Source organism: Dickeya poaceiphila, assembly GCF_007858975.2.
In the GTDB taxonomy this organism is placed as follows: domain Bacteria; phylum Pseudomonadota; class Gammaproteobacteria; order Enterobacterales; family Enterobacteriaceae; genus Dickeya; species Dickeya poaceiphila.
In genome coordinates this window covers 2269886-2292351 of sequence record NZ_CP042220.2, presented here as the reverse complement: position 1 = coordinate 2292351, position 22466 = coordinate 2269886, and the positions used below count along the sequence as shown (strand labels likewise).

22 protein-coding genes are annotated in these 22466 nt (G+C 51.6%); 14 read left to right on the top strand and 8 right to left on the bottom strand.

Annotation, left to right across the window (positions count from 1 at the left end; translation table 11 throughout):
* The first annotated feature begins 220 nt into the window (after window positions 1-220).
* Complete coding sequence (locus Dpoa569_RS10190) at window positions 221-1804, top strand: methyl-accepting chemotaxis protein (RefSeq protein ID WP_042870341.1); 1584 nt, start codon at window positions 221-223, stop codon at window positions 1802-1804.
* A gap of 211 nt (window positions 1805-2015) precedes the next feature.
* Here Dpoa569_RS10190 and argS read toward each other — a convergent pair whose 3' ends face one another.
* Window positions 2016-3746, bottom strand: a complete 1731-nt coding sequence (argS, locus tag Dpoa569_RS10185) for an arginine--tRNA ligase (RefSeq protein WP_042870343.1) — start codon at window positions 3744-3746, stop codon at window positions 2016-2018.
* 705 nt (window positions 3747-4451) lie between these two features.
* Between argS and Dpoa569_RS10180 the strand changes: the two genes are divergently transcribed.
* The 3 genes from Dpoa569_RS10180 to Dpoa569_RS10170 all read left to right on the top strand — a co-directional run bounded on the left by Dpoa569_RS10180 (window position 4452) and on the right by Dpoa569_RS10170 (window position 6547).
* Window positions 4452-5018 carry a VOC family protein gene (locus Dpoa569_RS10180; protein ID WP_042870345.1) on the top strand — a complete coding sequence of 189 codons (567 nt, stop codon included), beginning with the start codon at window positions 4452-4454 and terminating at the stop codon, window positions 5016-5018.
* Between the two features lie 210 nt (window positions 5019-5228).
* Window positions 5229-5993, top strand: a complete 765-nt coding sequence (cutC, locus tag Dpoa569_RS10175) for a copper homeostasis protein CutC (RefSeq protein ID WP_042870348.1) — start codon at window positions 5229-5231, stop codon at window positions 5991-5993.
* A gap of 254 nt (window positions 5994-6247) precedes the next feature.
* Window positions 6248-6547 (top strand): hypothetical protein, encoded by a 300-nt coding sequence (locus tag Dpoa569_RS10170; protein ID WP_042870350.1) that lies wholly within the window; start codon window positions 6248-6250, stop codon window positions 6545-6547.
* Window positions 6548-6633: 86 nt separating this feature from the next.
* Here the strand turns inward: Dpoa569_RS10170 and cmoB are convergent, their stop codons facing one another.
* From cmoB to Dpoa569_RS10150, 4 genes are all read right to left on the bottom strand, one after another.
* Window positions 6634-7605, bottom strand: a complete 972-nt coding sequence (cmoB, locus tag Dpoa569_RS10165) for a tRNA 5-methoxyuridine(34)/uridine 5-oxyacetic acid(34) synthase CmoB (RefSeq protein ID WP_042870351.1) — start codon at window positions 7603-7605, stop codon at window positions 6634-6636.
* Window positions 7602-8345: a carboxy-S-adenosyl-L-methionine synthase CmoA gene (gene cmoA / locus Dpoa569_RS10160; protein WP_042870353.1), complete on the bottom strand. Its 744-nt coding sequence runs from the start codon at window positions 8343-8345 to the stop codon at window positions 7602-7604. Before cmoA ends, cmoB begins: the two co-directional genes overlap by 4 nt.
* A 119-nt stretch (window positions 8346-8464) precedes the next feature.
* Window positions 8465-8860, bottom strand: a complete 396-nt coding sequence (locus Dpoa569_RS10155) for an MAPEG family protein (protein WP_042870355.1) — start codon at window positions 8858-8860, stop codon at window positions 8465-8467.
* A 173-nt stretch (window positions 8861-9033) separates the two neighbouring features.
* Complete coding sequence (locus tag Dpoa569_RS10150; RefSeq protein ID WP_042873895.1) at window positions 9034-9846, bottom strand: DUF72 domain-containing protein; 813 nt, start codon at window positions 9844-9846, stop codon at window positions 9034-9036.
* Window positions 9847-10174: 328 nt separating this feature from the next.
* Between Dpoa569_RS10150 and aspS the strand changes: the two genes are divergently transcribed.
* From aspS to ruvC, 4 genes are all read left to right on the top strand, one after another.
* Complete coding sequence (aspS, locus tag Dpoa569_RS10145) at window positions 10175-11965, top strand: aspartate--tRNA ligase (RefSeq protein WP_042870357.1); 1791 nt, start codon at window positions 10175-10177, stop codon at window positions 11963-11965.
* 1 nt (window position 11966) lies between these two features.
* Window positions 11967-12416 carry a dihydroneopterin triphosphate diphosphatase gene (gene nudB, locus Dpoa569_RS10140; RefSeq protein ID WP_042870359.1) on the top strand — a complete coding sequence of 150 codons (450 nt, stop codon included), beginning with the start codon at window positions 11967-11969 and terminating at the stop codon, window positions 12414-12416.
* Between the two features lie 71 nt (window positions 12417-12487).
* A complete protein-coding gene (locus Dpoa569_RS10135) occupies window positions 12488-13231 on the top strand; it encodes a YebC/PmpR family DNA-binding transcriptional regulator (RefSeq protein WP_042870361.1) in 744 nt (247 codons plus the stop codon).
* 40 nt (window positions 13232-13271) lie between these two features.
* Entirely contained in the window at window positions 13272-13793 is a 522-nt protein-coding gene (ruvC, locus tag Dpoa569_RS10130; RefSeq protein WP_042870363.1) for a crossover junction endodeoxyribonuclease RuvC, read from the top strand.
* A gap of 47 nt (window positions 13794-13840) precedes the next feature.
* Here ruvC and Dpoa569_RS19735 read toward each other — a convergent pair whose 3' ends face one another.
* Window positions 13841-13972 carry a hypothetical protein gene (locus tag Dpoa569_RS19735; RefSeq protein WP_265575106.1) on the bottom strand — a complete coding sequence of 44 codons (132 nt, stop codon included), beginning with the start codon at window positions 13970-13972 and terminating at the stop codon, window positions 13841-13843.
* 116 nt (window positions 13973-14088) lie between these two features.
* Between Dpoa569_RS19735 and Dpoa569_RS10125 the strand changes: the two genes are divergently transcribed.
* From Dpoa569_RS10125 to ruvB, 3 genes are all read left to right on the top strand, one after another.
* Window positions 14089-15120, top strand: a complete 1032-nt coding sequence (locus tag Dpoa569_RS10125) for a HoxN/HupN/NixA family nickel/cobalt transporter (RefSeq protein WP_042870367.1) — start codon at window positions 14089-14091, stop codon at window positions 15118-15120.
* 175 nt (window positions 15121-15295) lie between these two features.
* Window positions 15296-15913, top strand: a complete 618-nt coding sequence (ruvA, locus tag Dpoa569_RS10120; RefSeq protein WP_042870369.1) for a Holliday junction branch migration protein RuvA — start codon at window positions 15296-15298, stop codon at window positions 15911-15913.
* A gap of 7 nt (window positions 15914-15920) precedes the next feature.
* A complete protein-coding gene (ruvB, locus tag Dpoa569_RS10115; RefSeq protein WP_042873896.1) occupies window positions 15921-16931 on the top strand; it encodes a Holliday junction branch migration DNA helicase RuvB in 1011 nt (336 codons plus the stop codon).
* Between the two features lie 59 nt (window positions 16932-16990).
* Here ruvB and znuB read toward each other — a convergent pair whose 3' ends face one another.
* Together znuB and znuC are read right to left on the bottom strand one after the other, a co-directional pair.
* Window positions 16991-17776 carry a zinc ABC transporter permease subunit ZnuB gene (znuB, locus tag Dpoa569_RS10110; protein ID WP_042870371.1) on the bottom strand — a complete coding sequence of 262 codons (786 nt, stop codon included), beginning with the start codon at window positions 17774-17776 and terminating at the stop codon, window positions 16991-16993.
* A complete protein-coding gene (znuC, locus tag Dpoa569_RS10105) occupies window positions 17773-18531 on the bottom strand; it encodes a zinc ABC transporter ATP-binding protein ZnuC (RefSeq protein ID WP_042870373.1) in 759 nt (252 codons plus the stop codon). The genes znuB and znuC overlap by 4 nt, the downstream gene beginning before the upstream one ends.
* Before the next feature lie 75 nt (window positions 18532-18606).
* Here znuC and znuA point away from each other — a divergent pair, with 75 nt between their 5' ends.
* The 3 genes from znuA (at window position 18607) to lpxM (ending at window position 22199) form a co-directional block, all read left to right on the top strand.
* The gene (gene znuA / locus Dpoa569_RS10100; protein WP_042870375.1) at window positions 18607-19632 is read left to right on the top strand and encodes a zinc ABC transporter substrate-binding protein ZnuA; all 1026 of its coding nucleotides are present in this window, start codon (window positions 18607-18609) and stop codon (window positions 19630-19632) included.
* Between the two features lie 12 nt (window positions 19633-19644).
* Complete coding sequence (mepM, locus tag Dpoa569_RS10095; protein WP_042870378.1) at window positions 19645-21063, top strand: murein DD-endopeptidase MepM; 1419 nt, start codon at window positions 19645-19647, stop codon at window positions 21061-21063.
* Window positions 21064-21212: 149 nt separating this feature from the next.
* Window positions 21213-22199, top strand: a complete 987-nt coding sequence (gene lpxM, locus Dpoa569_RS10090) for a lauroyl-Kdo(2)-lipid IV(A) myristoyltransferase (RefSeq protein WP_042870380.1) — start codon at window positions 21213-21215, stop codon at window positions 22197-22199.
* Window positions 22200-22466 lie beyond the last annotated feature (267 nt).

The following is a 22466-nucleotide window of genomic DNA, read 5'->3' as shown; positions in this document are numbered from 1 at the left end:
TAATATTTCTGATCAGTTGTACACCAGAGAGTGAGAATCAATCGCTCAATGTAGACCAAAACTCGAACCTCTTTAAATGAATAAAAAAATGTATATTACTGTATCATGGACCAATTTAATTGATGGGATATCAATTTTAAAGATACAAAGTTATCAGAAAATGCGTTACGGGTTCTTTTAAAGAAAATGCAATAACCTTTTGTAAATAAAGAGAAATAAAATGACAATCCTCCAAAAGTTAACAATAGTTATAATGATTTTTGTACTGGCGCTCGTCGGAGTAGGCGGGTTTGGCATTAAAGCACTAGGAGATTCGAAAGATCGGGTTGAGTCATTTACTGGCAATACGTTACCCAGCCTCACGTTGTTGTCTAACGCAAACATTAATATACGTGAAGTAAGAGTCTCGCTTGTTACTCTGGCGGGAGTTGATGATCAGACGCAACGCGCTACGCAGTTAAAATCCATTCAGGACAGGCTGAATACTGTGGATAAGTTTATGGCTGATTATAAGCAGAAATATATCTCTGATGATCGTGACGCGCAGATGACCAATAATATCATTCAGCTATTGGCGTCTTACCGTCAGTCCATCGATAGCATCCATAACAGTGGTGCAGCTCAGAAGAATGCGGATGCGGAAAACGCTAAAAAGCAGACTGAGCAGGCATTGATTAAAGCCTTGCAGGAGCAGCGTGAGTACAATCTGGTACTGGCCAGCAATCAGGAAAAAGCCAATACCGACAGCTATAACACGGCGTTGTATACGTTTATCAGTCTTATCATTGCATCCGTTGCTGTTGCCGGTACGTTGGCAATGGTGATCCTACGCTATGTCCGTCGCAGCCTGAATCACTTGCAGCATACTCTGTTGAGTATCAGTGATAATCTGGACCTGACCTTGCGTGCGGATGATAGCCGTAATGATGAAGTGGGTAAAACTGCTCAGGCACTGAATAGCCTGACTGAGCGTTTCGCCACCGTATTGGCGGATGTGCGTATGGCCAGCGAGAGTGTGTCTACCGCATCCAGTGAAATCGCTGCGGCGAATATTGATCTCTCGGCGCGTACCGAAGAGCAGGCGTCGTCTCTGGCGCAAACCGCCGCCAGTATGCATGAAATTTCCTCCACCGTAGAAAGTAACGTCGATAATGCCCGACAGGCTAATAGCCTGGGACAGCAGGCGGCAGATGCGGTAAGCCATGGGGATGAGTCCGTTGAGCGCATGATGCAGGCGATGAAGGCGATTGCCTCTGGTTCAGAAAAAGTCGCGGAGATCACCAACCTGATCGAGGGCATTGCTTTTCAGACCAATATTCTGGCGCTTAACGCCGCCGTGGAAGCGGCGCGCGCTGGCGAGCATGGTCGCGGTTTTGCCGTGGTGGCAGGCGAAGTGCGCACGCTGTCGCAGCGTTCTTCTTCCGCAGCCAGAGAAATTAAAACTCTGATAGACAACGCGATTGCCGCAGTGAGAAACGGTTCGCAACAGGCTGATGATGTGCGTGATGCTATCAGCAACGTCAAGACGTTGATAACCAATGCGTCATCGCTGGTGGGTGAAATGTCTCTGGCGTCGGAAGAGCAGAACCGCGGTATTAGCCAGATCAACATAGCGATCAACCAGATGGAGTCTGTCACTCAGCAGAACGCGGCTATGGTGGAGCAGGCCTCATCGGCTGCAGAGTCACTCAATGATCAGGCAGCGAAACTGCGTCAACTGGTAGAGATTTTTCGTCTGAAGGCGGGAGGTTACCAACATCTTGATGATGCACCGAGACATACCCTGTCTTTAGGGGTGAAGTAATAAGTAATCGCCAGCGGCTGCTACATATCAATGGGGTAGCCGCTGTCTCGCTGACCTGAGTCAGAACCAGAATTTCGCTGAGGGGGGAGCCCTCATCGATAAGAAACCACGTAAATAAGACATCACGCGGGTAAGTAATGGTTCGGGGATGAGACTGGCAGGAAGAATAGCGGACCGACATCTGTTTTCAGATTGTCGGCCCGAATGCGGTTTACATTTTTTCGACCGTTTGGATGCCCAGCGTCTCCAGGCCGGTTTTCAGCGTTCTGGCCGTCAGCAGTGCCAGTTTGAGGCGGCTTTGACGCGTGCTGTCATTATCGGCGTTGAGAATGGGGCAGTTTTCGTAAAAGCCGGAGAACAACCCAGCCAGATCGTACAGGTAAGCGCACATGACATGCGGTGTGCCGTCACGGGCGACCGTGGTAACGGTCTCTTCGAATTGCAGCAGGCGAGTAGCCAGCGCCTGTTCATGCTCGGCACTCAGGGTTATCGGTTGGGTCAGGCTGCTTTCTTCCACGCCAGCACGCTTAAAAATCGATGAGACGCGAGTGTAAGCGTATTGCATGTAGGGTGCTGTGTTGCCTTCGAACGCCAGCATGTTATCCCAATCGAATATATAGTCAGTGGTACGGTTTTTCGACAGGTCGGCATATTTGACTGCCCCCACTGAGACGACTTGCGCCAGTTGTTCCAACTCTGCGCGCTCCATCTCCGGATTTTTGCCTGCAATCAGCGCCAGTGCGCGTTCGTACGCTTCATCCAGCAGTTCGGATAACTTGATCGTGCCACCGGCGCGGGTTTTAAACGGTTTACCATCTTTACCCAACATCATACCGAACATGTGGTGTTCCAGACTGACGGATTCTGGAACATAACCGGCTTTACGCACGATGCTCCAGGCTTGCATCAGATGTTGATGCTGACGGGAGTCGATATAGTACAGAACACGGTTGGCCCCCAGTTTTTCATAGCGGTATTTAGCGCAGGCGATATCGGTTGTAGTGTAAAGATAGCCGCCATCCTTTTTCTGGATGATGACGCCCATCGCTTCGCCTTCTTTGTTTTTATACTCATCCAGATAGACCACAATGGCGCCTTCGCTTTCTACCGCCAGCCCTTTGGCCTTCAGGTCTGCTACGATTTCCGGCAGCATGGCGTTGTAGAGGCTTTCACCCATTACGTCATTTGCGCTCAGCGATACATTCAGGCGGTCATAGCTGTGCTGGTTCTGCACCATGGTGATATCCACCAGCTTACGCCACATGGAGCGACAATATTCATCGCCGCTTTGTAGTTTCACTACATAACCACGGGCGCGTTCAGCGAAGACGGCATCGTCGTCGTAATGCTTTTTCGCTTCGCGGTAGAAAGCTTCCAGATCGGCCAGTTCCAGATCGTGAGTATTAGCATTTTGCACATCTTCCAGATGGGCAATCAGCATACCGAATTGGGTACCCCAGTCACCGACATGGTTGGCGCGAATAACCTTATGACCGAGAAATTCCAGCGTACGTACCGCAGCATCGCCAATGATGGTCGAGCGAAGGTTGCCGACATGCATCTCCTTGGCGACGTTGGGGGCGGAATAATCAATAACGATAGTTTGCGGCTCAACGGGGGAAACACCCAGTTTGGGTGCAGCCAGTGCTTGTTCCAACTGGGATGACAGCCATTGGGGATCGAGGAATATATTGATGAAACCGGGGCCGGCAATTTCTGTCTTGGCTGCAATGTCATTCAATTCCAGCGTTTGTACCACTTTTTCGGCCAACTGGCGTGGCGGCACGCCCAGTTTCTTGGCAACTGCCATGATGCCATTTGCCTGATAATCACCAAATTGCGCTTTTGCTGACTGGCGAACCATTGCTTCGCTGTCAGTGGGCGCGCCCGCCGTAATCATTGCCTGATGGATTTTTTCTGAAAGAAGAGCCTGAATATTCACCGGTTTGCCCTAAATGACGAATCAAGCCTTCCTTTATACCATATTTGGGGGGCACAGTCAGCAGAACACCGTAACAAGCGCCCCATAACGGGGCGACAAGAAAAATAAAATAATGCGGCGGATAATGCGGCAAGATAGCTGCTGCAATTATCGATAATAAATACAATATTAAAGATACGGCTTAGCGATAAGCCTGAATGCCAGAGGGAAAATATTAATGAAAAAAACTTAGCGTCGTCTGTTCCGGCGATCCGTACTTAAGCGTGTGCTCTGTATCGTTTTGACATGACGGAACATTGAATAGCCAGCAATAACAACAAGCATAGAGAACGTTATTAGCAACATGGTAAATGCCCTTTAGCCATTTGGTGGAGGTTGGGAAGATTTGAAGTTATCTGCTTTTGGTTTATTTCTCAATGTTACAGAGAAGATTTAAGAATACTCTCACCTGGTTTTTGAATTTATTTAAAATCAATGAATTGTAATTCTCATTATATTTTTTTCATTTTGTTAATATCGTTTATCAGTATTATTTTTTTTGGATTGAATTGGTGTGTGCCTATCATTCAGGAGTTGGCATAAAAAATAAGAGAATTTGGTCAAATCTGGCATCATATGATGATGAATGTGTAAAAAAATGGAGGTTGTTTTTGTCTGTGTTAAATTAGGTCGTATAAACTATTTGTTCCGGTTAATGAGGAAATAATGACTACTCCGTTATCAGCAACGCTTCCCCCTTCGCTAATAGATGATCTTTCCCGGTTTGTAACTGAGCTTCAGCAACTCGGATTGCAGCTTGAGTTAAACCTTGCCGTTTTTGATGCAGACCATATATCCCTGCGTTGTCACCAAAACAGCACGGCGGAACAATGGCGCACAGCATTGTTGGCTTGCGGCTCGTTGTTATCGGAAAACCTGATCAATGGCCGGATAATTTGTCTGTTTACCTTGCATCAACCGTTAACTGTCGGTCCATGGCAGATTGACTGTGTGGAGTTGCCATGGCCTGGCAACCGGCATTATCCACATGAAGGGTGGGAGCACGTGGAACTGCTGCTGCCCGGCGACCCGACGACATTGCACTCCCGCGCGTTAGCCTGCTTGTCGGATGCGGCTCTGACTACACCCGGCATTAAACTGAAATTCAGCCATCCTCAGGGTGAGCATGAGCGCCTGCCCAATCCGACGCTGGCGGTAACTAATGGTCGCGTCACGCTAAAATTTCATCCCCATCGTATTCAGGACATTATTGCCAGCGAGCAATCAACGTGAACACGCATAGGGTAATGCCTCGTTATGTAAATTGTGTGACATGTCATATTCCACGTGCAAATCCTGCGGCCAGTGTGACAGGCTTCTCTTCGCTGCGGGTGGCAGGATGCCAGTATTAGGCCGTTATCACACTGTTATCCCGACATGATTGGGTAATTATTGGGAAAATGGGTTGTTTTGCCGGTTTCGGTCTTTTTCGAAGGAGGGGGTATGCCGATGTTGGAAGTCTGTTGCTACAGCCTGGATTGCGCATTGACGGCACAGCAAGCGGGTGCGGATCGGATTGAGCTTTGTGCTTCGCAACGTGAAGGCGGCCTGACGCCTGGATACGGTGTATTGCGACAGGCGCGGGAAACGCTGACCATTCCGGTGCACCCGATGGTGCGACCGCGTGGAGGCGATTTTTGTTACAGCAGTCAGGAATTTATTTCGATGTTGTATGACATCGATCAGATCAAATCGATGGGGTTTCCTGGGCTGGTAGTCGGCGTTTTGAATGAGGAAGGGCATATCGACATCACGCGAATGCGGCAGATTATGGCCCGATGCGAGGGGGTAGCAGTAACGTTTCATCGTGCGTTTGATATGTGCCTGAACCCGCGTCTGGCGTTGAATCAATTGGCAGATTTGGGCGTCGCCCGTGTTCTGACTTCTGGTCAGCAGCAAAGTGCCGAAAATGGGTTAACATTGTTGCGGGAACTTAATGAAACCAGTTGTGGTCCAATTATCATGGCTGGAGCGGGTGTGCGATTGACTAATTTGCACAAGTTTCGCGCTTGTGGCATTCAGGAGTTGCATACATCGGCAGGTCAGTGGCGGCCTTCACCGATGCGTTATCGCAAATTAGGCGTGACGCTCTGTTCCGAAATTGAAATGGATGAGTTTCAGCACTACTGTGTTGATGGTGATGTCGTGGCGGCCATGAAAAGCGCCTTAAGCCCTGAGGCGGCTTCCTCTACGACTTCTGCTTTCTAGATCCTGGACTGTGCTGCCAGGTATAGTCTTAGCTATCCTTCAATGCCCTTTGCCGCGCAGCATTCCCTATTATCGGTCTGCTTGCGAGTACCAGGCCCCGACGGCTTTGTCGGGGCTTTTTTTATTTATGGAGTGGTCCTGCAATCGTCAACGTATAAGCAACAGCGCGAAAAATTGATGGATTGAACGTGATTAGCCCTGAAAAATTCACTGAACTGTTATGCGCTTATCTTTTATCGTCCTAAGCTGGTGATATGCTTCTTGTCATCCCAACTGTTAAAAAGGAATCCTCTGTTATGCGTGGAATCGTTGTGCATCATGAGCACCGCATTGGTTTCATCGTTATTCGCGATCCTGAAGAAAGGTTCATCGTTGCCAAGTTGTTGGATATTTATGAGGTGGAAAGGGGGGACGCGATAACCGGTGATTTTCATACCGTCGGCAAGACAACGCTTTTTAATGAAACCAGCAATCAGGACATTCAGGTCGAGATTCAAAGTACCGACATGACTGAAGATGCGGCCATTGAACTGATCGTCAACAATCGTCACTAAATCGCCTGTATTACGGGGCGGCGTCTGTCGGTCGAGTGTGACCAACACATAGCGCCGCCCTGATGCTGTCGGCAGGGCTTTGGGGGTTAGGGTTTTCGTGCGACCAGTACCGCCCGCAAAGGAGCTGGATAGCCTTCAATGGTTTTGCTGCGATCATTCGGGTCAAGGAAATCCGCCAGCGAACCGGTAGTCATCCAGTCGGTACGGCGTTGCTCTTCCAGTGTCGTAGTGCATTGATCGACAATACGAATATCAACAAAACCACATTTTTCCAGCCAGCGTGCCAGGGCGGCGGCTGACGGCAAGAAATAGACGTTGCGCATCTGGGCATAACGTTCGCCCGGTAACAGCACGTTGTGCTCATCACCTTCAACTACCAGCGTTTCCAGCACCAGTTCCCCGCCAGCAACCAACTGATTGCGGAGTTGCCACAGATGGTCGAGTGGAGAACGTCGATGATACAGTACGCCCATCGAAAACACGGTATCAAATGCGGCTAGTGCCGGCAGTTGTTCAATGCCAAGTGGTAACAGGTGAGCTCGCTGGTCATCGCCCAGCAACTTGCGCACCGCCTCAAACTGGCACAGGAACAATTGCATGGGATCGATACCGACAGCCAGACGAGCACCGGCACCGATCATCCGCCACAGGTGGTAACCGCTGCCGCACCCTACATCCAGAATTAATCTGTCCTGTAGCGGGCTGATGTGCGGCAAGACCCGGTCCCATTTCCAGTCGGAACGCCATTCAGTATCAATATTGACGCCATAGAGCGAAAACGGGCCTTTACGCCAGGGCATCAGGTTGCGCAGCAGGCGTTCAATTCCTGCCTGATGTCGGGCTGACAACGGCGTATTCAGGTTGACTGTAACGCTATGGGTGAGATCAAGTTGATCGGGTGTCAATACCGGCAAATGCGCTACGGAATTAAACCAGAGTTTGAATTCACCATGCAACGATTCCTGCTGCCATTGGCTGAGCTGGGCTGGTAACGTATTGAGCCAGTGGCTAAGCGGCCCTTTAGCGATCAACTGATAGAAATTGCTGAAATCGATCATCGGTGATGCTCCGGCTTGAGAGCCAGCAGAGAACCGAAGTTAAAGCACTGGAACCACATTTCACAGTGACTAAAGCCCGCTTCGTGCAGCCGGGCTTTGTGCGTTTCGACCGAGTCTGTGAGCATAACGTTTTCCAACATGCTGCGCTTCTGGCTGATTTCCAGTTCGCTATAGCCATTGGCGCGTTTAAAGTCCAGGTGCATGTTAAACAGCAGTTCGCCTATCGAAGCATCCTCAAAGCTGAATTTTTCCGATAGCACCAGCGCGCCGCCGGGACGCAACCCTTGCCAGATTCGTTTCAGCAGCGTCAGACGATATTCTGGCGGAACAAACTGCAACGTAAAATTGAGTACCACCAACGAGGCGTTTTCAATCTCGGTGTCCATAATGTCCGCTTCACGAACCTCAACAGGCGTCTCGGCGCGAAAAGCTTCAATATGGCGGCGACAGCGGGCCACCATCGCTGACGAGTTGTCAACAGCGATGATACGACAGCCGGGTACACGGATGTTACGACGCATCGACAAGGTGGCTGCACCTAAAGAACAGCCAAGGTCGTAGACGTGAGTGTCTGCCTGGACAAAGCGCTCCGCCAACATGCCGATCATGGAAATAATATTCGAGTAACCAGGAACGGAGCGCTGAATCATGTCCGGAAACACTTCAGCGACGCGTTCATCAAACGTCCAGTCACCCAGATTGGCGATGGGCGCGGAAAAAAGCATATCGCGGTTTGTCATAGCAGGAAAAATACATACAGGGAAGAACAGGGGCGCATTCTAACAGAAAGATGACACAAAGATGTATGAGAGAAAGGCGGTAAGGCGCAGTTATGCCTTACCGTGAGTGCCGGATGTGATTAACGCAGGGTTAATATCAATTCCCAAGGCAGGTAGTAGAGATTGAACAGGATCATCAGCAACAGTGACACATAAGTCGCTGCCATGCCGGAGCGTCGCCAGTTCAACTCGCGGTGCCGCAGGCCATAGTAATGGCACAAGCGACCGAGCAACAACATGATGCCACATAAATGTATCATCGCATTCATGGCACCATTCATCTCCATCAGCACCAGCAGCAGGCCGCCGATAGGAATGTACTCGACTGCGTTGCCATGAATGCGAATGGCGGTCTGCAACTCGTAAAAACCACCGTCGCCATAGGCTACCTGGTACTGCATTCGCAGTTTCACCACATCAATCGACAATTTGACTAACAACAATGCGCTGAGCACTACATAAAGCGCGCTTACCATTTTTCACTCCAATTGCCTGAATCCGCAGCGACAGCGACTATCATAGCTTGTCTGTCACCGGCATAACACCAAGATATTGTAGGTGAAACTGTTGGATATCCAATGCCGTTAGTAAGAAATTGTGATAATAGCGACGAGCGTTATTATGTTGTCTGATTAATCAGGATCGGGCATTAAAACAGTGAGCTCTGCTGTGGCCAGTCGGGGCAGGGCGGCAGGTTGGAAATCACTGTGCTCAGATGCGGCCACAGCCGCTGTGCTAGTTCCGGCGCACTGGCAGTACCTGCCGTGTGAATAAATAGATAAGGTGAATGTGCTTGCCACTCTGCCAGTTTGGCGACCCAGGGCATAAACCAGCGCAGGTTATCGTCGGAATCTTCATTACCAATAAAGCGCACCAACGGTTCGTCGGCGGTACGCACGACATGCAGCGGCACTTTGGGTTTTTTCCGCTGGGCATCTCGCACCACTTCACTGGTAGGAGCGGCGTGATGCACAGGCCGACTATCCATGATGACCCGGTTCAGTCCACGTTGGTGCAAGCCTTGGTTAAGGTGGCGCTCATCATCGCCCTTGGCGAAAAACAGTGGATGACGCACCTCTACGCCATAACAGAATCCTGTCGGCAACGTATCCAGAAATTGCCACAGAGTATCGCTCTGCTCTGGACCAAAAGCAGACGGTAACTGTAGCCACAGTTGCCCCAACCGAGGGTGGAGCGGCTCAAGACAGCGGAAAAACTCTGCTACCTGTTGCTGGCAATGGCGTAAACCGGCCTGATGGCTGATGGCGGAAGGGAATTTGAAACAGAAACGGAAATCGTCATGCGTCATATCACGCCAGCGTAATACCGATTCTGCCGACGGAAGCGCATAAAAAGTCGTGTTTCCCTCCACACAGTTGAAGCAGCGGGCATAGTCTGCCAGATCGCGCAGGCCCAGCCGAGTCCAGCCTGGGTGCTGCCACTGCGGTAAACCAATATACATAAGCCCTTGTCCCGATAGGTTTCTCTGCGAGTAAATATCCTGCAACAGCCGGTCTTGATAATGGCTGATGTAACAGGTTTTTAGCATAACACGCTGCAATTGTGTAACCGACAGGCAAAAGCATGGCAAAAAGCAAAAAAGAGTATGCGGGGCGGCCCGCAGACCGCTACCATCGTACTTATCGTTATGGGGAAATTCCTTTATAATGCTCCCCTTTTTTCATTGGACTGTAATCCAGAAAAACCATGCCGACCGGTTTACCGATTCTGTATCGTCGCCAACTGGCGAGCGGCACAGCGTACCGGCGGCGGTGTAAAAGGACATCGTAATGCGTACTGAATATTGCGGGCTGTTGAATTCGTCCCATGTGGGTCAGGAAGTGACGTTGTGTGGCTGGGTCAATCGCCGCCGCGATCTGGGTGGGCTGATTTTTATTGATATGCGTGACCGCGAAGGTCTGGTGCAGGTGTTCTTCGACCCGGACCGTCAGGATGCTTTCAAACTGGCTTCCGAACTGCGCAACGAATTTTGCATTCAACTGACCGGTGTGGTGCGCGCTCGCCCAGACAATCAAATCAACAAAGACATGGCGACTGGCGAAGTCGAAGTGCTGGCGACGGCGCTGACCATCATCAACCGTGCTGAACCGCTGCCGCTTGACTCTAATCAGAACAATACCGAAGAAGCGCGCCTGAAATACCGCTACCTTGACCTGCGCCGCCCTGAGATGGCTCAGCGCCTGAAAACCCGCGCCCGCATTACCAGCTTTGTACGCCGCTTTATGGACAGCCACGGGTTCCTCGATATCGAAACGCCGATGCTGACCAAAGCGACACCGGAAGGCGCTCGTGATTATCTGGTGCCGAGCCGCGTGCACAAAGGCAAATTTTACGCGTTGCCGCAGTCGCCGCAGTTGTTTAAACAGCTGCTGATGATGTCCGGGTTTGATCGCTACTATCAGATAGTCAAATGCTTCCGTGACGAAGACCTGCGTGCCGACCGTCAGCCGGAATTTACCCAGATCGATGTGGAGACATCGTTCATGACTGCGCCGCAAGTGCGTGAAGTCATGGAAAAAATGGTGCGTGAGTTGTGGCTGGAAGTAAAAGGCGTGGATCTGGGCGATTTCCCGATCATGACCTTCGCTGAAGCCATGCGGCGTTTCGGTTCCGACAAACCAGACTTGCGTAACCCGCTTGAACTGGTGGACGTAGCCGACCTGCTTAAAGATGTGGACTTCAAGGTGTTTTCCGCCCCGGCCAACGATCCGAAAGGTCGCGTTGCTGCTATTCGCGTACCGTGCGGCGCACAGCTGAGCCGTAAGCAAATAGATGAATACGCCAAATTTATCGAAATCTACGGCGCTAAAGGGTTGGCTTACATCAAAGTTAACGAGAAAGCTAAAGGACTGGACGGTATCCAGAGCCCGGTAGCCAAGTTCCTGAATGACGGCATTCTGGCCGCCTTGCTGCAGCGTACTGCTGCTGATGACGGCGATATTCTGTTCTTTGGTGCCGATAGCGCGAAAGTGGTCACTGACGCATTGGGTGCGCTGCGCCTGAAGCTGGGCCGTGATCTGAAAATCACCAATGAAAACAGCTGGCAGCCGCTGTGGGTCGTTGATTTCCCGATGTTCGAAGATGACGGCGAAGGCGGTCTGGCGGCGATGCACCATCCGTTCACTGCACCGCGCGATATGTCTCCGACTGAGCTGGAAGCCAACCCGACAGCCGCTATCGCCAATGCTTACGACATGGTGCTGAACGGTTACGAAGTCGGCGGCGGTTCGGTGCGTATCCACAATAGTGAGATGCAGCAGACGGTGTTCCGTATTCTCGGCATTGATGAGCAGCAACAACGCGAGAAGTTCGGCTTCCTGCTGGATGCATTGAAATTTGGCACCCCGCCGCACGCCGGTCTGGCGTTTGGTCTTGATCGTCTGGTGATGTTGCTGACTGGCACCGATAATATCCGCGATGTGATAGCCTTCCCGAAAACCACCGCTGCCGCCTGCCTGATGACCGAAGCGCCGAGCTTCGCCAACCCGGCTGCGCTGGAAGAGTTATCCATTGCGGTGGTGGGTAAGGGCAAAGCCGCGCAGGATGCAGAGAATCAGTAAGATGAACTATAAGCGACCCGTTTCGGTACTGGTGGTGATTTACGCCCGGAATACCGGACGGGTGCTGATGCTTCAGCGACGCGATGATCCGGATTTCTGGCAGTCGGTTACCGGCAGTCTGGAAGCGGATGAAAGCGCGCGATGTGCCGCACTGCGTGAAGTGAAAGAAGAAGTCAACATCGACATCGCCGCTGAGGCGTTGACGCTGGTTGACTGTCAACGCAGTGTGGAGTTTGAGCTTTTTGCTCATTTGAGACGTCGCTATGCCCCAGGCGTGACGCATAATCTGGAGCACTGGTTCTGTCTGGCGTTGCCTGATGAGCGCCCGGTGGAAATCAGTGAACATCTGGCTTACCAATGGCTGGATGCGCCCGATGCGGCGCGGTTGACCAAATCCTGGAGCAACCGGCAGGCGATTGAAGAATTTGTTATTTGTCCAGCCAGGCCCTGATAGGTTTCATATTGCCGCAACGCGGCGACTCGGAATTTTAATGGGATAACAGGCTTTTTTCGGAGATTTTTATGGCAGGTCATAGTAAGTGGGCCAACACTAAGCATCGCAAAGCAGCACAGGACGCTAAACGCGGCAAGATTTTTACCAAAATCATCCGCGAACTGGTTACCGCCGCCCGTTTAGGCGGCGGCGATCCCGGCTCCAACCCCCGCCTGCGTGCTGCCATCGACAAGGCGCTGTCCAACAACATGACGCGCGATACCCTGAACCGGGCGATTGCGCGTGGTGTGGGCGGCGATGAAGACACCAACATGGAAACCATCATTTATGAAGGCTACGGCCCCGGTGGTACCGCTGTAATGGTGGAGTGTTTGAGTGACAACCGTAACCGTACTGTGTCCGAAGTCCGTCACGCTTTCACCAAATGCGGCGGTAACCTGGGAACTGACGGTTCCGTGTCCTATCTGTTCGCCAAAAAAGGTGTGATTTCTTATGCACCGGGTCTGGATGAAGATACGGTGATGGATGCAGCGCTGGAAGCTGGCGCTGATGACGTGGTGTCCTATGATGATGGTGCCATCGACGTGTTCACGCCGTGGGAAATCTTCGGTCAGGTAAAAGACGCGCTGGATGCCGCCGGTCTGGTGTCTGAGTCTGCCGAAGTGTCGATGATTCCGTCCACTAAAGCAGACATGGACGCTGAAACTGCACCGAAGCTGATGCGTTTGATCGATATGTTGGAAGACTGCGATGACGTGCAGGAGGTTTATCACAATGGTGAGATCTCCGACGAGGTAGCGGCACTGCTGTAATGGCAGACCTTCCTTTTCAACTGGTAACCGGGGGGCATCGGTGAGCATTATTCTTGGCATCGACCCCGGTTCCCGCGTTACCGGCTACGGTATTGTCCGTCAGCAGGGGCGGCAGATCAGCTATATGGGTAGTGGGTGTATTCGCACTACGGTGGACGATCTGCCAACGCGTCTTAAGCTGATTTATGCTGGCGTCAGTGAAATCATCACCCAATTCCAACCCGATTATTTCGCTATCGAGCAGGTGTTTATGGCTCGCAATGCTGACTCGGCTCTGAAACTGGGGCAGGCCCGCGGTGCGGCGATTGTTGCAGCGGTAAACCAGTCACTGCCGGTGTTTGAATATGCGGCGCGTCAGGTAAAACAAACGGTGGTGGGTACCGGTGCGGCAGAAAAAAGCCAGGTGCAACACATGGTGAAAACACTGCTCAAACTGCCAGCCAGCCCACAGGCTGATGCTGCCGACGCACTGGCGATTGCGATTACACATTGTCATTTCAGTCAGAATCTCTCACGCATTAGTCATGACAAACTGACGCTGGCGCGTGGGCGCATTCGCTGACGAGCATCGTGTTTTAGACCTCGTGGTGCTTTGATAAGCGTCGTATCTTAATCCTGGCTGCGGTCTGCCGAATCACGATGTTCGCCAGATAGCAGCCTGATTTGTCTTCTCTTTCTTCCTGTTCCCGATGTATTGCGTTTGCCGTTATGCCTTTGAGCGTAAATTTTTTCTGCTGCCATAAACACTCCCTGTTTTGATCTGTGATAACACGATGGCGTATGAATAATTTATAAAATCTCATACCCACAATTTTCCCGACGGTGATGACCCGCCGGATTGATACAGAGATATTTGTATGCTGTCTTCGATTCTCAAGAATAATCCGCGTGCAGTGGCAATACTGAGTTGTTTGGTGGTGGTTAATATGCTGGTGTGGCTGCTGGCGTGGAGCATGTTTCACAATAATACTGCCCTGATGGCCACCAGCCTGTTGGCGTGGTGTTACGGCTTGCGTCATGCAGTGGATGCGGACCATATTGCCGCTATCGATAACGTCACTCGAAAAATGATGCAGGAAGGAAAGATGCCGTTAGGCGTTGGTGCCTGGTTTTCGTTGGGTCATTCTTCTATTGTGATTCTGGCATCGCTGGGGTTGGCGGCGACAGCCGCCGCGTTACAGGAAGACATGGTCTGGTTTCATGAGGTTGGCGGTGTTATCGGTACATCCGTTTCTGCGGGATTTTTACTGTTGATGGCTCTGGTGAATCTGGTGATTCTGCGCGGTGTCTGGAAACGTTTTCAGCAGTTTAAGCAGGGGGGCTGGAGCGCTGCCAGTCAGGTTGACAGTGTGCCGACGACCGGTGTAATGGGGTGGTTATTGCGCTCTACATTTCGGCTGGTGAACAAAAGCTGGCATATGTATCTGGTCGGCCTATTGTTTGGTCTGGGGTTTGATACCGCCACTGAGATCGGCGTATTAGGTATTTCGGCTGCGGGTGCTTCACAGGGGATGTCTATCTGGTCGATCATGATTTTCCCGGCGTTGTTTACCTGTGGCATGGCGTTGGTGGACACACTGGATAATGTGCTGATGGTGGGCGCATACGGCTGGGCATTCAGCAAACCGCAGCGCAAGCTCTACTATAACCTGACGATTACGGCGACATCGGTAGTGGTGGCAATGTTTATCGGCGGGATGGAAGCGCTCGGATTACTGGCCGATAAACTGGATCTGCATACCGGATTATGGCGCGTCGTTGATGCATTCAATGAGCAACTTGGCGATGCTGGGTTCTATGTTGTGGCACTGTTTATCACCTGTTGGGTGGTCTCGTTATGTAATTATCGCTGGCGAAATTACGATGCGATGAATAGCCCGGTCGCGTAATCGCGTCACTCCACAAGATTCTCCGGCATTTATATGGTGTTCATACCGCTGCCGGAGATCATCCACCGTTCTGCTCTATATCTGGATATGCATCCAGCTTTTCTGTATCCGCCTCTTTTTTTGTGTTATAAGCTATACGCCACGTTTACGTCAGCCAGATTAAGGAAAACACCACGTGATAGGTCGTCTCAGAGGCATCGTATTGGAAAAACAACCGCCACTGGTACTGATTGAAGCCAGCGGCGTCGGATATGAAGTGCATATGCCGATGACCTGCTTTTACGAGTTGCCGGACCTTGGCCAGAAGGCGGTGATTTTTACCCATTTTGTGGTGCGTGAAGACGCACAGCTACTGTTTGGCTTTAATAATAAACAAGAGCGTTCTCTGTTTCGTGAACTGATCAAAGTGAATGGCGTGGGGCCGAAACTGGCGCTGGCGATTTTGTCCGGCATGTCGGCCCAGCAGTTCGTCAGCGCGGTGGAGCGTCAGGAAATTAACGCGCTGGTAAAATTGCCGGGGGTAGGTAAGAAAACCGCAGAACGGCTGGTCGTTGAAATGAAAGACCGCTTTAAAGGCCTGAACGGCGAGCTGTTCAATGCCGCCAGCGATATTACCTTACCCGCCACGGCTGGCAATGTGGAGCCGGAAGCGGAACCACAGGCTGAGGCTGAAGCGGCGCTGGTTGCTCTTGGCTATAAACCGCAGGAGGCCAGCCGGATGGTGAATAAAGTGTCTCGACCGGGCGCTGACTGCGAAACCCTGATCAGGGATGCGCTGCGCGCTGCGCTGTGAGGTATGTATGATTGAAGCTGATCGTCTGATTTCTCCCGGCGCAGTGTCCGATGAAGAAATACTGGATCGTGCCATTCGCCCGAAGCTGTTGTCGGAATATGTTGGGCAGCCGGTGGTACGCGAACAGATGGAAATTTTTATCGAGGCAGCCCGCAAGCGTGGCGATGCGCTTGATCATCTATTGATTTTCGGCCCTCCGGGGTTGGGAAAGACCACGCTGGCCAATATCGTCGCCAACGAAATGGGGGTAAATCTGCGTACAACCTCCGGGCCGGTGCTGGAAAAAGCAGGAGATTTGGCGGCGTTGCTTACCAACCTTGAACCGCACGATGTGCTGTTCATCGACGAAATTCATCGATTGTCGCCAGTGGTGGAGGAGGTGCTCTATCCGGCGATGGAAGATTATCAGTTGGATATCATGATCGGCGAAGGGCCGGCAGCGCGCTCCATCAAGCTGGATTTGCCGCCTTTCACGCTGGTTGGTGCCACAACCCGCGCCGGTTCGTTGACTTCACCGCTACGTGACCGTTTTGGCATCGTGCAGCGGCTCGAATTCTATCAGGTTGCTGATCTGCAATATATCGTGCAACGCAGTGCCCAATGCCTGGGACTGGATATGACGGCTGACGGTGCACTGGAAGTAGCACGTCGGTCGCGCGGTACGCCGCGTATCGCCAACCGGTTGTTGCGCCGGGTGCGGGATTTCTCTGAAGTGAAATCAGATGGTGCGATCTCTGCAGACGTGGCGGTTCAGGCGTTGGATATGCTGGCGGTTGATTCCGAAGGGTTCGATTATATGGACCGCAAGCTGCTGCTGGCGGTTATCGATAAATTTATGGGTGGCCCGGTTGGTTTGGATAATCTGGCGGCGGCGATTGGTGAAGAACGTGAAACCATTGAAGATGTGCTGGAACCCTATCTGATTCAGCAGGGTTTCCTGCAACGCACACCACGTGGTCGCATTGCGACGCAGCACGCCTATCGCCATTTCGGCCTGACCCGCGAACGCGAAGAGTAGGAAAACAGAGAATAGCGGTAGACTGCCTGGCTTTTCTCTGTTGCCAACCTATCGTGGTATCAGGCAGTTTGCCTTTTCAGCAGACTGAGCATGAACAATAGCGACGCGGACAGTACAACCGAAGGACCGGCAGGTGTGTTGGCTTGTGCTGAAAATGCCAGACCGCCAGTGACGGCCAGAATACCAACTCCTATCGCACAGACGGCCATCTGTTCTGGTGTGCGGGCAAATCGGCGTGCGGTGGCGGCAGGAATAATCAGTAATGAAGTGATGATCAGTGCACCGACAAATTTCATTGCCAGGCCGATAGTCAAGGCGGTGATCAGCATCAATACCAGTTTGGTGCGGGCAATCGGAACACCGTCGACTGCGGCCAGTTCCGGACTAACGGTCATGGAAAGCAGGGCGCGCCATTGCCACCACAGTACCCCAAGTACCACTAGCGCGCCGGGGCCGATCAGCCACAAATCTTCACTGGTGACGGCAAGCAGGTCGCCAAACAGGTAAGCCATCAAATCGACGCGGACATTGTTCATCAGGCTAACTACCACCAGGCCCAGCGACAGCGCGCTGTGCGCCATGATGCCTAGTAACGTATCGATAGCCAGCCCAGGACGACGCTCCAGCCAAACCAATCCTACGGCCAGCAGCAGGGTAATGGTGATCACCGCATAAAACAGGTTGATGTCCAACAGCAAACCCAGTGCTACACCCAGTAATGAAGCGTGGGCAAGGGTATCGCCAAAATAAGACATACGGCGCCACACCACGAAGGAACCGAGCGGCCCTGCCGCTACTGCCAGACACACCCCTGCCAGCCAGCCGGGCAACAACAACTCAATCATGCGTGATTACCATCCTGTCGTTTTAAAATGATTTTTCCGTTCAGATCGTGACGGTGATTGTGATGGTGGCGGTAAATTGCCAACTGCCCGGCACCGCGATGGCCAAACATGGCTAAAAATTCCGGGTGTAGCGACACTACTTCTGGCGTACCAGAGCAACAGATATGTTGATTGAGGCACAATACCTCATCGGTTTTCGCCATCACCAGATGGAGATCGTGGGATACCATCAGCACGCCGCATTGATATTCCTGTCGCAACTGATTAATCAATTCATACAGCGCCAGTTGACCGTTGACGTCTACCCCCTGAGTCGGCTCGTCCAGTACCAGCAATTGTGGGCGGGCAAGAATAGCGCGTGCCAGCAGAACACGCTGGGTTTCACCACCGGAGAGTTTTTGCATCGGTTGCTCAAGCAAATGGCCAGCCTGCACACGCTTTAACGCTGGCATGATGTCCTGCTTATTCACCCCAGGGCGCAACTGCATAAAGCGTTTGACGGTCAATGGCAGGGTTGGGTCCAGATGCAGTTTCTGCGGTACGTAGCCGATGCGGAGATCCGTTGATCGCGTCAGCGTACCGCAGGTAGGGGGCTGTAACCCTAACACAACCCGGACCAGCGTGGATTTCCCTGCGCCATTTGGCCCAAGCAGCGTCAGAATGCGTCCAGCCCGTAATGTAAGCGAAATATCACTGAGTACAGCTTTGTTGCCAAACTGCACGCCAATATTTTCCAGTGAAACCAGCGTTGACATAGAATTCTGTTTGCAGAGGGTGTGTGACGTTATAATATAACGCGTTTTTATTGATAAATCGACGGATGATTGGGGATGTTGCGAGTGACTCATTATAAATGGCTAAATACTGTACTTGCTGGCGGTACATTGCTGGCCACATTGTTTGCCACGCCGGTTGCCTTTGCCGCGGTAGTCACATCCATTCGCCCGTTGGCATTTATCGCTGCGGCGATCACGGATGGCGTGACGCCTACTGAGGTGTTGCTGCCGGACGGTGCGTCACCACATGATTATGCCCTGCGTCCGTCTGATGTACAGCGGCTTAACTCAGCGGAACTGGTTATTTGGGTCGGGCCGGAAATGGAAGCGTTTCTGCCCAAGGCTCTGCAGCCGCTGTCAGCGGCGCGGCAAATTGCATTAAGCCAGCAACCAGCCGTCAAAACGCTATTGTTACGGGAATCACATCCTACACAGGCAGCGGCAGAAAATGGTGCGTATCATGACGCTGATCATGATAGTCAGACCGATAGCGAGCATGATCACCGCCATGAGCCTGAAAATCATCAGGATAACGATGATGACGGGCATCATCATGGTGAGTTCAATATGCATATCTGGCTGTCGCCGGAAATGGCGCAGGCGTCTGCCGTTGCGATTCATGCAAGTTTAGTGGAACTCATGCCGCAGAATAAAGACAAACTGGATGCAAACCTGCGTAAATTCACTGAGAAACTTGCGCAGACAGATAAAAATGTTGTTAATATGCTGACGCCTGTGCGAGGCAAAGGGTATTTCGTGTTCCACGATGCCTATGGCTACTTCGAACAGCACTACGGGTTGACCCCGCTGGGGCACTTTACCATCAACCCCGCTATCGCGCCCGGCGCACAGCGTTTAAATCAAATACGAACACAGTTGGTTGAGCATAAAGCGGTTTGCGTTTTTGCTGAACCACAATTCAGGCCAGCGGTCATTCATGCTGTCGCCAAGGGAACTGACGTGCGCATTGGCGTGCTGGACCCGTTGGGAAGTGACATTGCATTGGATCAAGACAGTTATGCGCGTTTCCTGATGCAACTGTCGGAACAGTATTTACGCTGCCTGAAGGAAAAATCATGAGGATAGGAACACGTGCAGCAGATAGCCCGAACTATCGCTCTGGCGTATAACAGCCTGCCCCGGCCTCACCGTGTGATGCTGGGGTCACTGACTGTCGTTACTCTAGCCGCCGCCGTCTGGCGGCCAATGACATATCCACCAGTCAATGATGCACCTGTTATCGTAAAAGATGCGGAAAGCGAAAGACCTCAACCTCAGGTTCAGAGCCAGGCTCTGAATCCTCCAGCCAGCGAACCTCTGGACAGTAATCCATTGCCGCCTTTAGCCGCTACGCAAGCGGCTGGTTCGATGCCGTCGGCAGATATTAGCGAAGCGAACAGCGAGCCTTTGGATCAACCGTCAACCACGAGTGGTATTGCCAAAGATGAACTGGACGATAAAGAGTCTGACGATACGCATGAATATGTCGTCTCTACTGGCGATACGCTGAGTAGTATTCTGACTCAATACGGTATTGATATGTCGGATATTACGGCTCTGGCGGATCGCAATGCGGCATTGCGGAATCTGAAGATCGGTCAGCAACTGACCTGGACGCTGGATAGCGATGGCACACTGCAAACTCTGACCTGGCAAGTCTCCCGGCGCGAGACTCGCACCTACACCCGTAGCGGTGATACGTTTCGTGAAGAAATTGAAAACGTAGAAGGGGACTGGCAGAACAAAGTGTTGGTCGGCCATTTGAACGGCAGTTTCGCCAGCAGCGCGCAGGCTGCTGGGTTAACCAGCAGCGAAGTGCGGGAAGTGATCCGTGCGCTTCAATGGCAATTGGATTTCCATAAGCTGCGTAAAGACGACAGTTTTGTGGTGCTGATTTCCCGCGAAATGCTGGATGGACGTAGCGAGCAAAGTGAACTTCTGGGTGTCAGGTTGCGTACTGGTGGCAAGAATTACTATGCGTTCCGCGCTGAAGACGGCAAATTCTATGATCGTGAAGGCTCTGGCCTGATGCGAGGCTTTCTGCGCTTTCCGACCATGAAGCAGTTCAAGGTATCTTCCAACTTCAATCCGCGTCGTCTGAATCCGGTCACTGGGCGTATCGCACCGCACCGCGGCGTTGATTTTTCAATGCCGGTAGGAACGCCGGTTCTGGCTGTTGGCGATGGTGAAGTAGTGGTTGCGGAACGAGATAGTGAAGCTGGCAATTTTGTGGCGGTGCGACATGGGCGTCAGTACACCACCCGCTATATGCATATGACTCGGTTACTGGTTAAACCTGGTCAGAAGGTTAAGCGCGGCGATCGTATCGGCTTGTCTGGTAATACCGGGCGTTCGACCGGACCACATTTACATTATGAACTGTGGGTCAATCAGCAGGCAGTCAACCCACTAACCGCGAAGCTACCGCGTTCTGAAGGTCTAATGGGCAAAGAGCGCCGCGATTATCTCACGCATGTGCGTGAAGTGCTGCCTCAGTTGCAGCTGGACTAATTTGTAGGACACAGATAAACGACAGCCGGTAGCAACGCTACCGGCTGTTTTTTTATCGCACAGGCTCATGTCGGGCCAGTGTGTGTTCAATTGCAAAACGTCGGGTAGCTATTATCATTAAATCCGATTTTGTAATGAAGAGTGCTTGCATGGAACAAGAGAAAAAAGAGAAGAGAACCAACGCAGAATTCATCCCTCAGTTTACGCTGGCTTTCTTACACCCACGTTATTGGGGGATCTGGCTCATTGTGGGAGTAACGGCGTTGCTGGCCTGTATTCCAGCCAGACTACGTGATCCGGTGTTAGGAGTATTAGGCCGGTTGGTGGGCCGATTTTCCACAGGTGCAAGGCGGCGCGCCCGCATTAATTTGCTGCTATGTATGCCGCAACTGTCGGAAGCTGAACGCGAGCACATTATCGATCAGATGTTTGCGACGGCACCGCAAGCGATGCTGATGATGGTGGAATTGGCGATTTTGCCTGTCAGCCGGGCTGACCGTCGTGTTCACTGGCACGGCATGGAAATAGTCGAGGTGTTGCAGGAACAGCAGCGTAATATTATTTTCATGGTACCGCATGGCTGGGGAGTTGATATTCCCGCTATGTTGATGAGCTGGAAAGGTCAGAAAATGGCTGCCATGATGCATAATCAGAAAAATCCATTGCAGGATTATTTGTGGAACACGCTGCGGCGTCGTTTTGGTGGCCGCCTTCATACTCGCAACGACGGCATTAAACCGTTTATTAGCTCTGTGCGTGAAGGATATTGGGGCTATTATCTGCCGGATCAGGATCATGGCGCTGAACACAGCGAATTTGTCGATTTTTTTGCGACTTATAAAGCGACATTGCCAGCTATTGGCCGGTTGATGAAAGTCTGCCGTGCCGAAATCGTACCGTTATTTCCCGTGTATGATGGCAAAACCTCACAGCTGGATATCTATATTCGCCCACCGATGAGCGATATTAATGGCGCTGATGATCATACGATTGCCCGTCGTATGAATGAAGAGGTTGAGCATTTAGTGGCACCGAATCCGGAGCAGTACACCTGGATTTTGAAGTTGCTGAAAACCCGTAAACCAGGAGAAACGGAACCTTATCTGCGTCATGATCTGTATCCACGCAAAAAATAAAGAATATACGAGCAGGTATGCTATGCAACAAGGGAGAGACCAGCGGTTTCTCCCTTGTTGCATATGTTCCTGATTCTCTGATTCTGGTCGTCAGGGTTTGTTTAAACCACAGTAATGGGTTTAGGAAAAAGCAACATGTCGATAGCACCAATGTCATAAAGAAAACTAAAACCAGCAGTGCAGAGAAAATGGATGAGATGAAAAGCAATAATAATGACGCCAGGTAAAATTGTCCGTTAGTTAACGGACGGCACGGTAAATATCGCG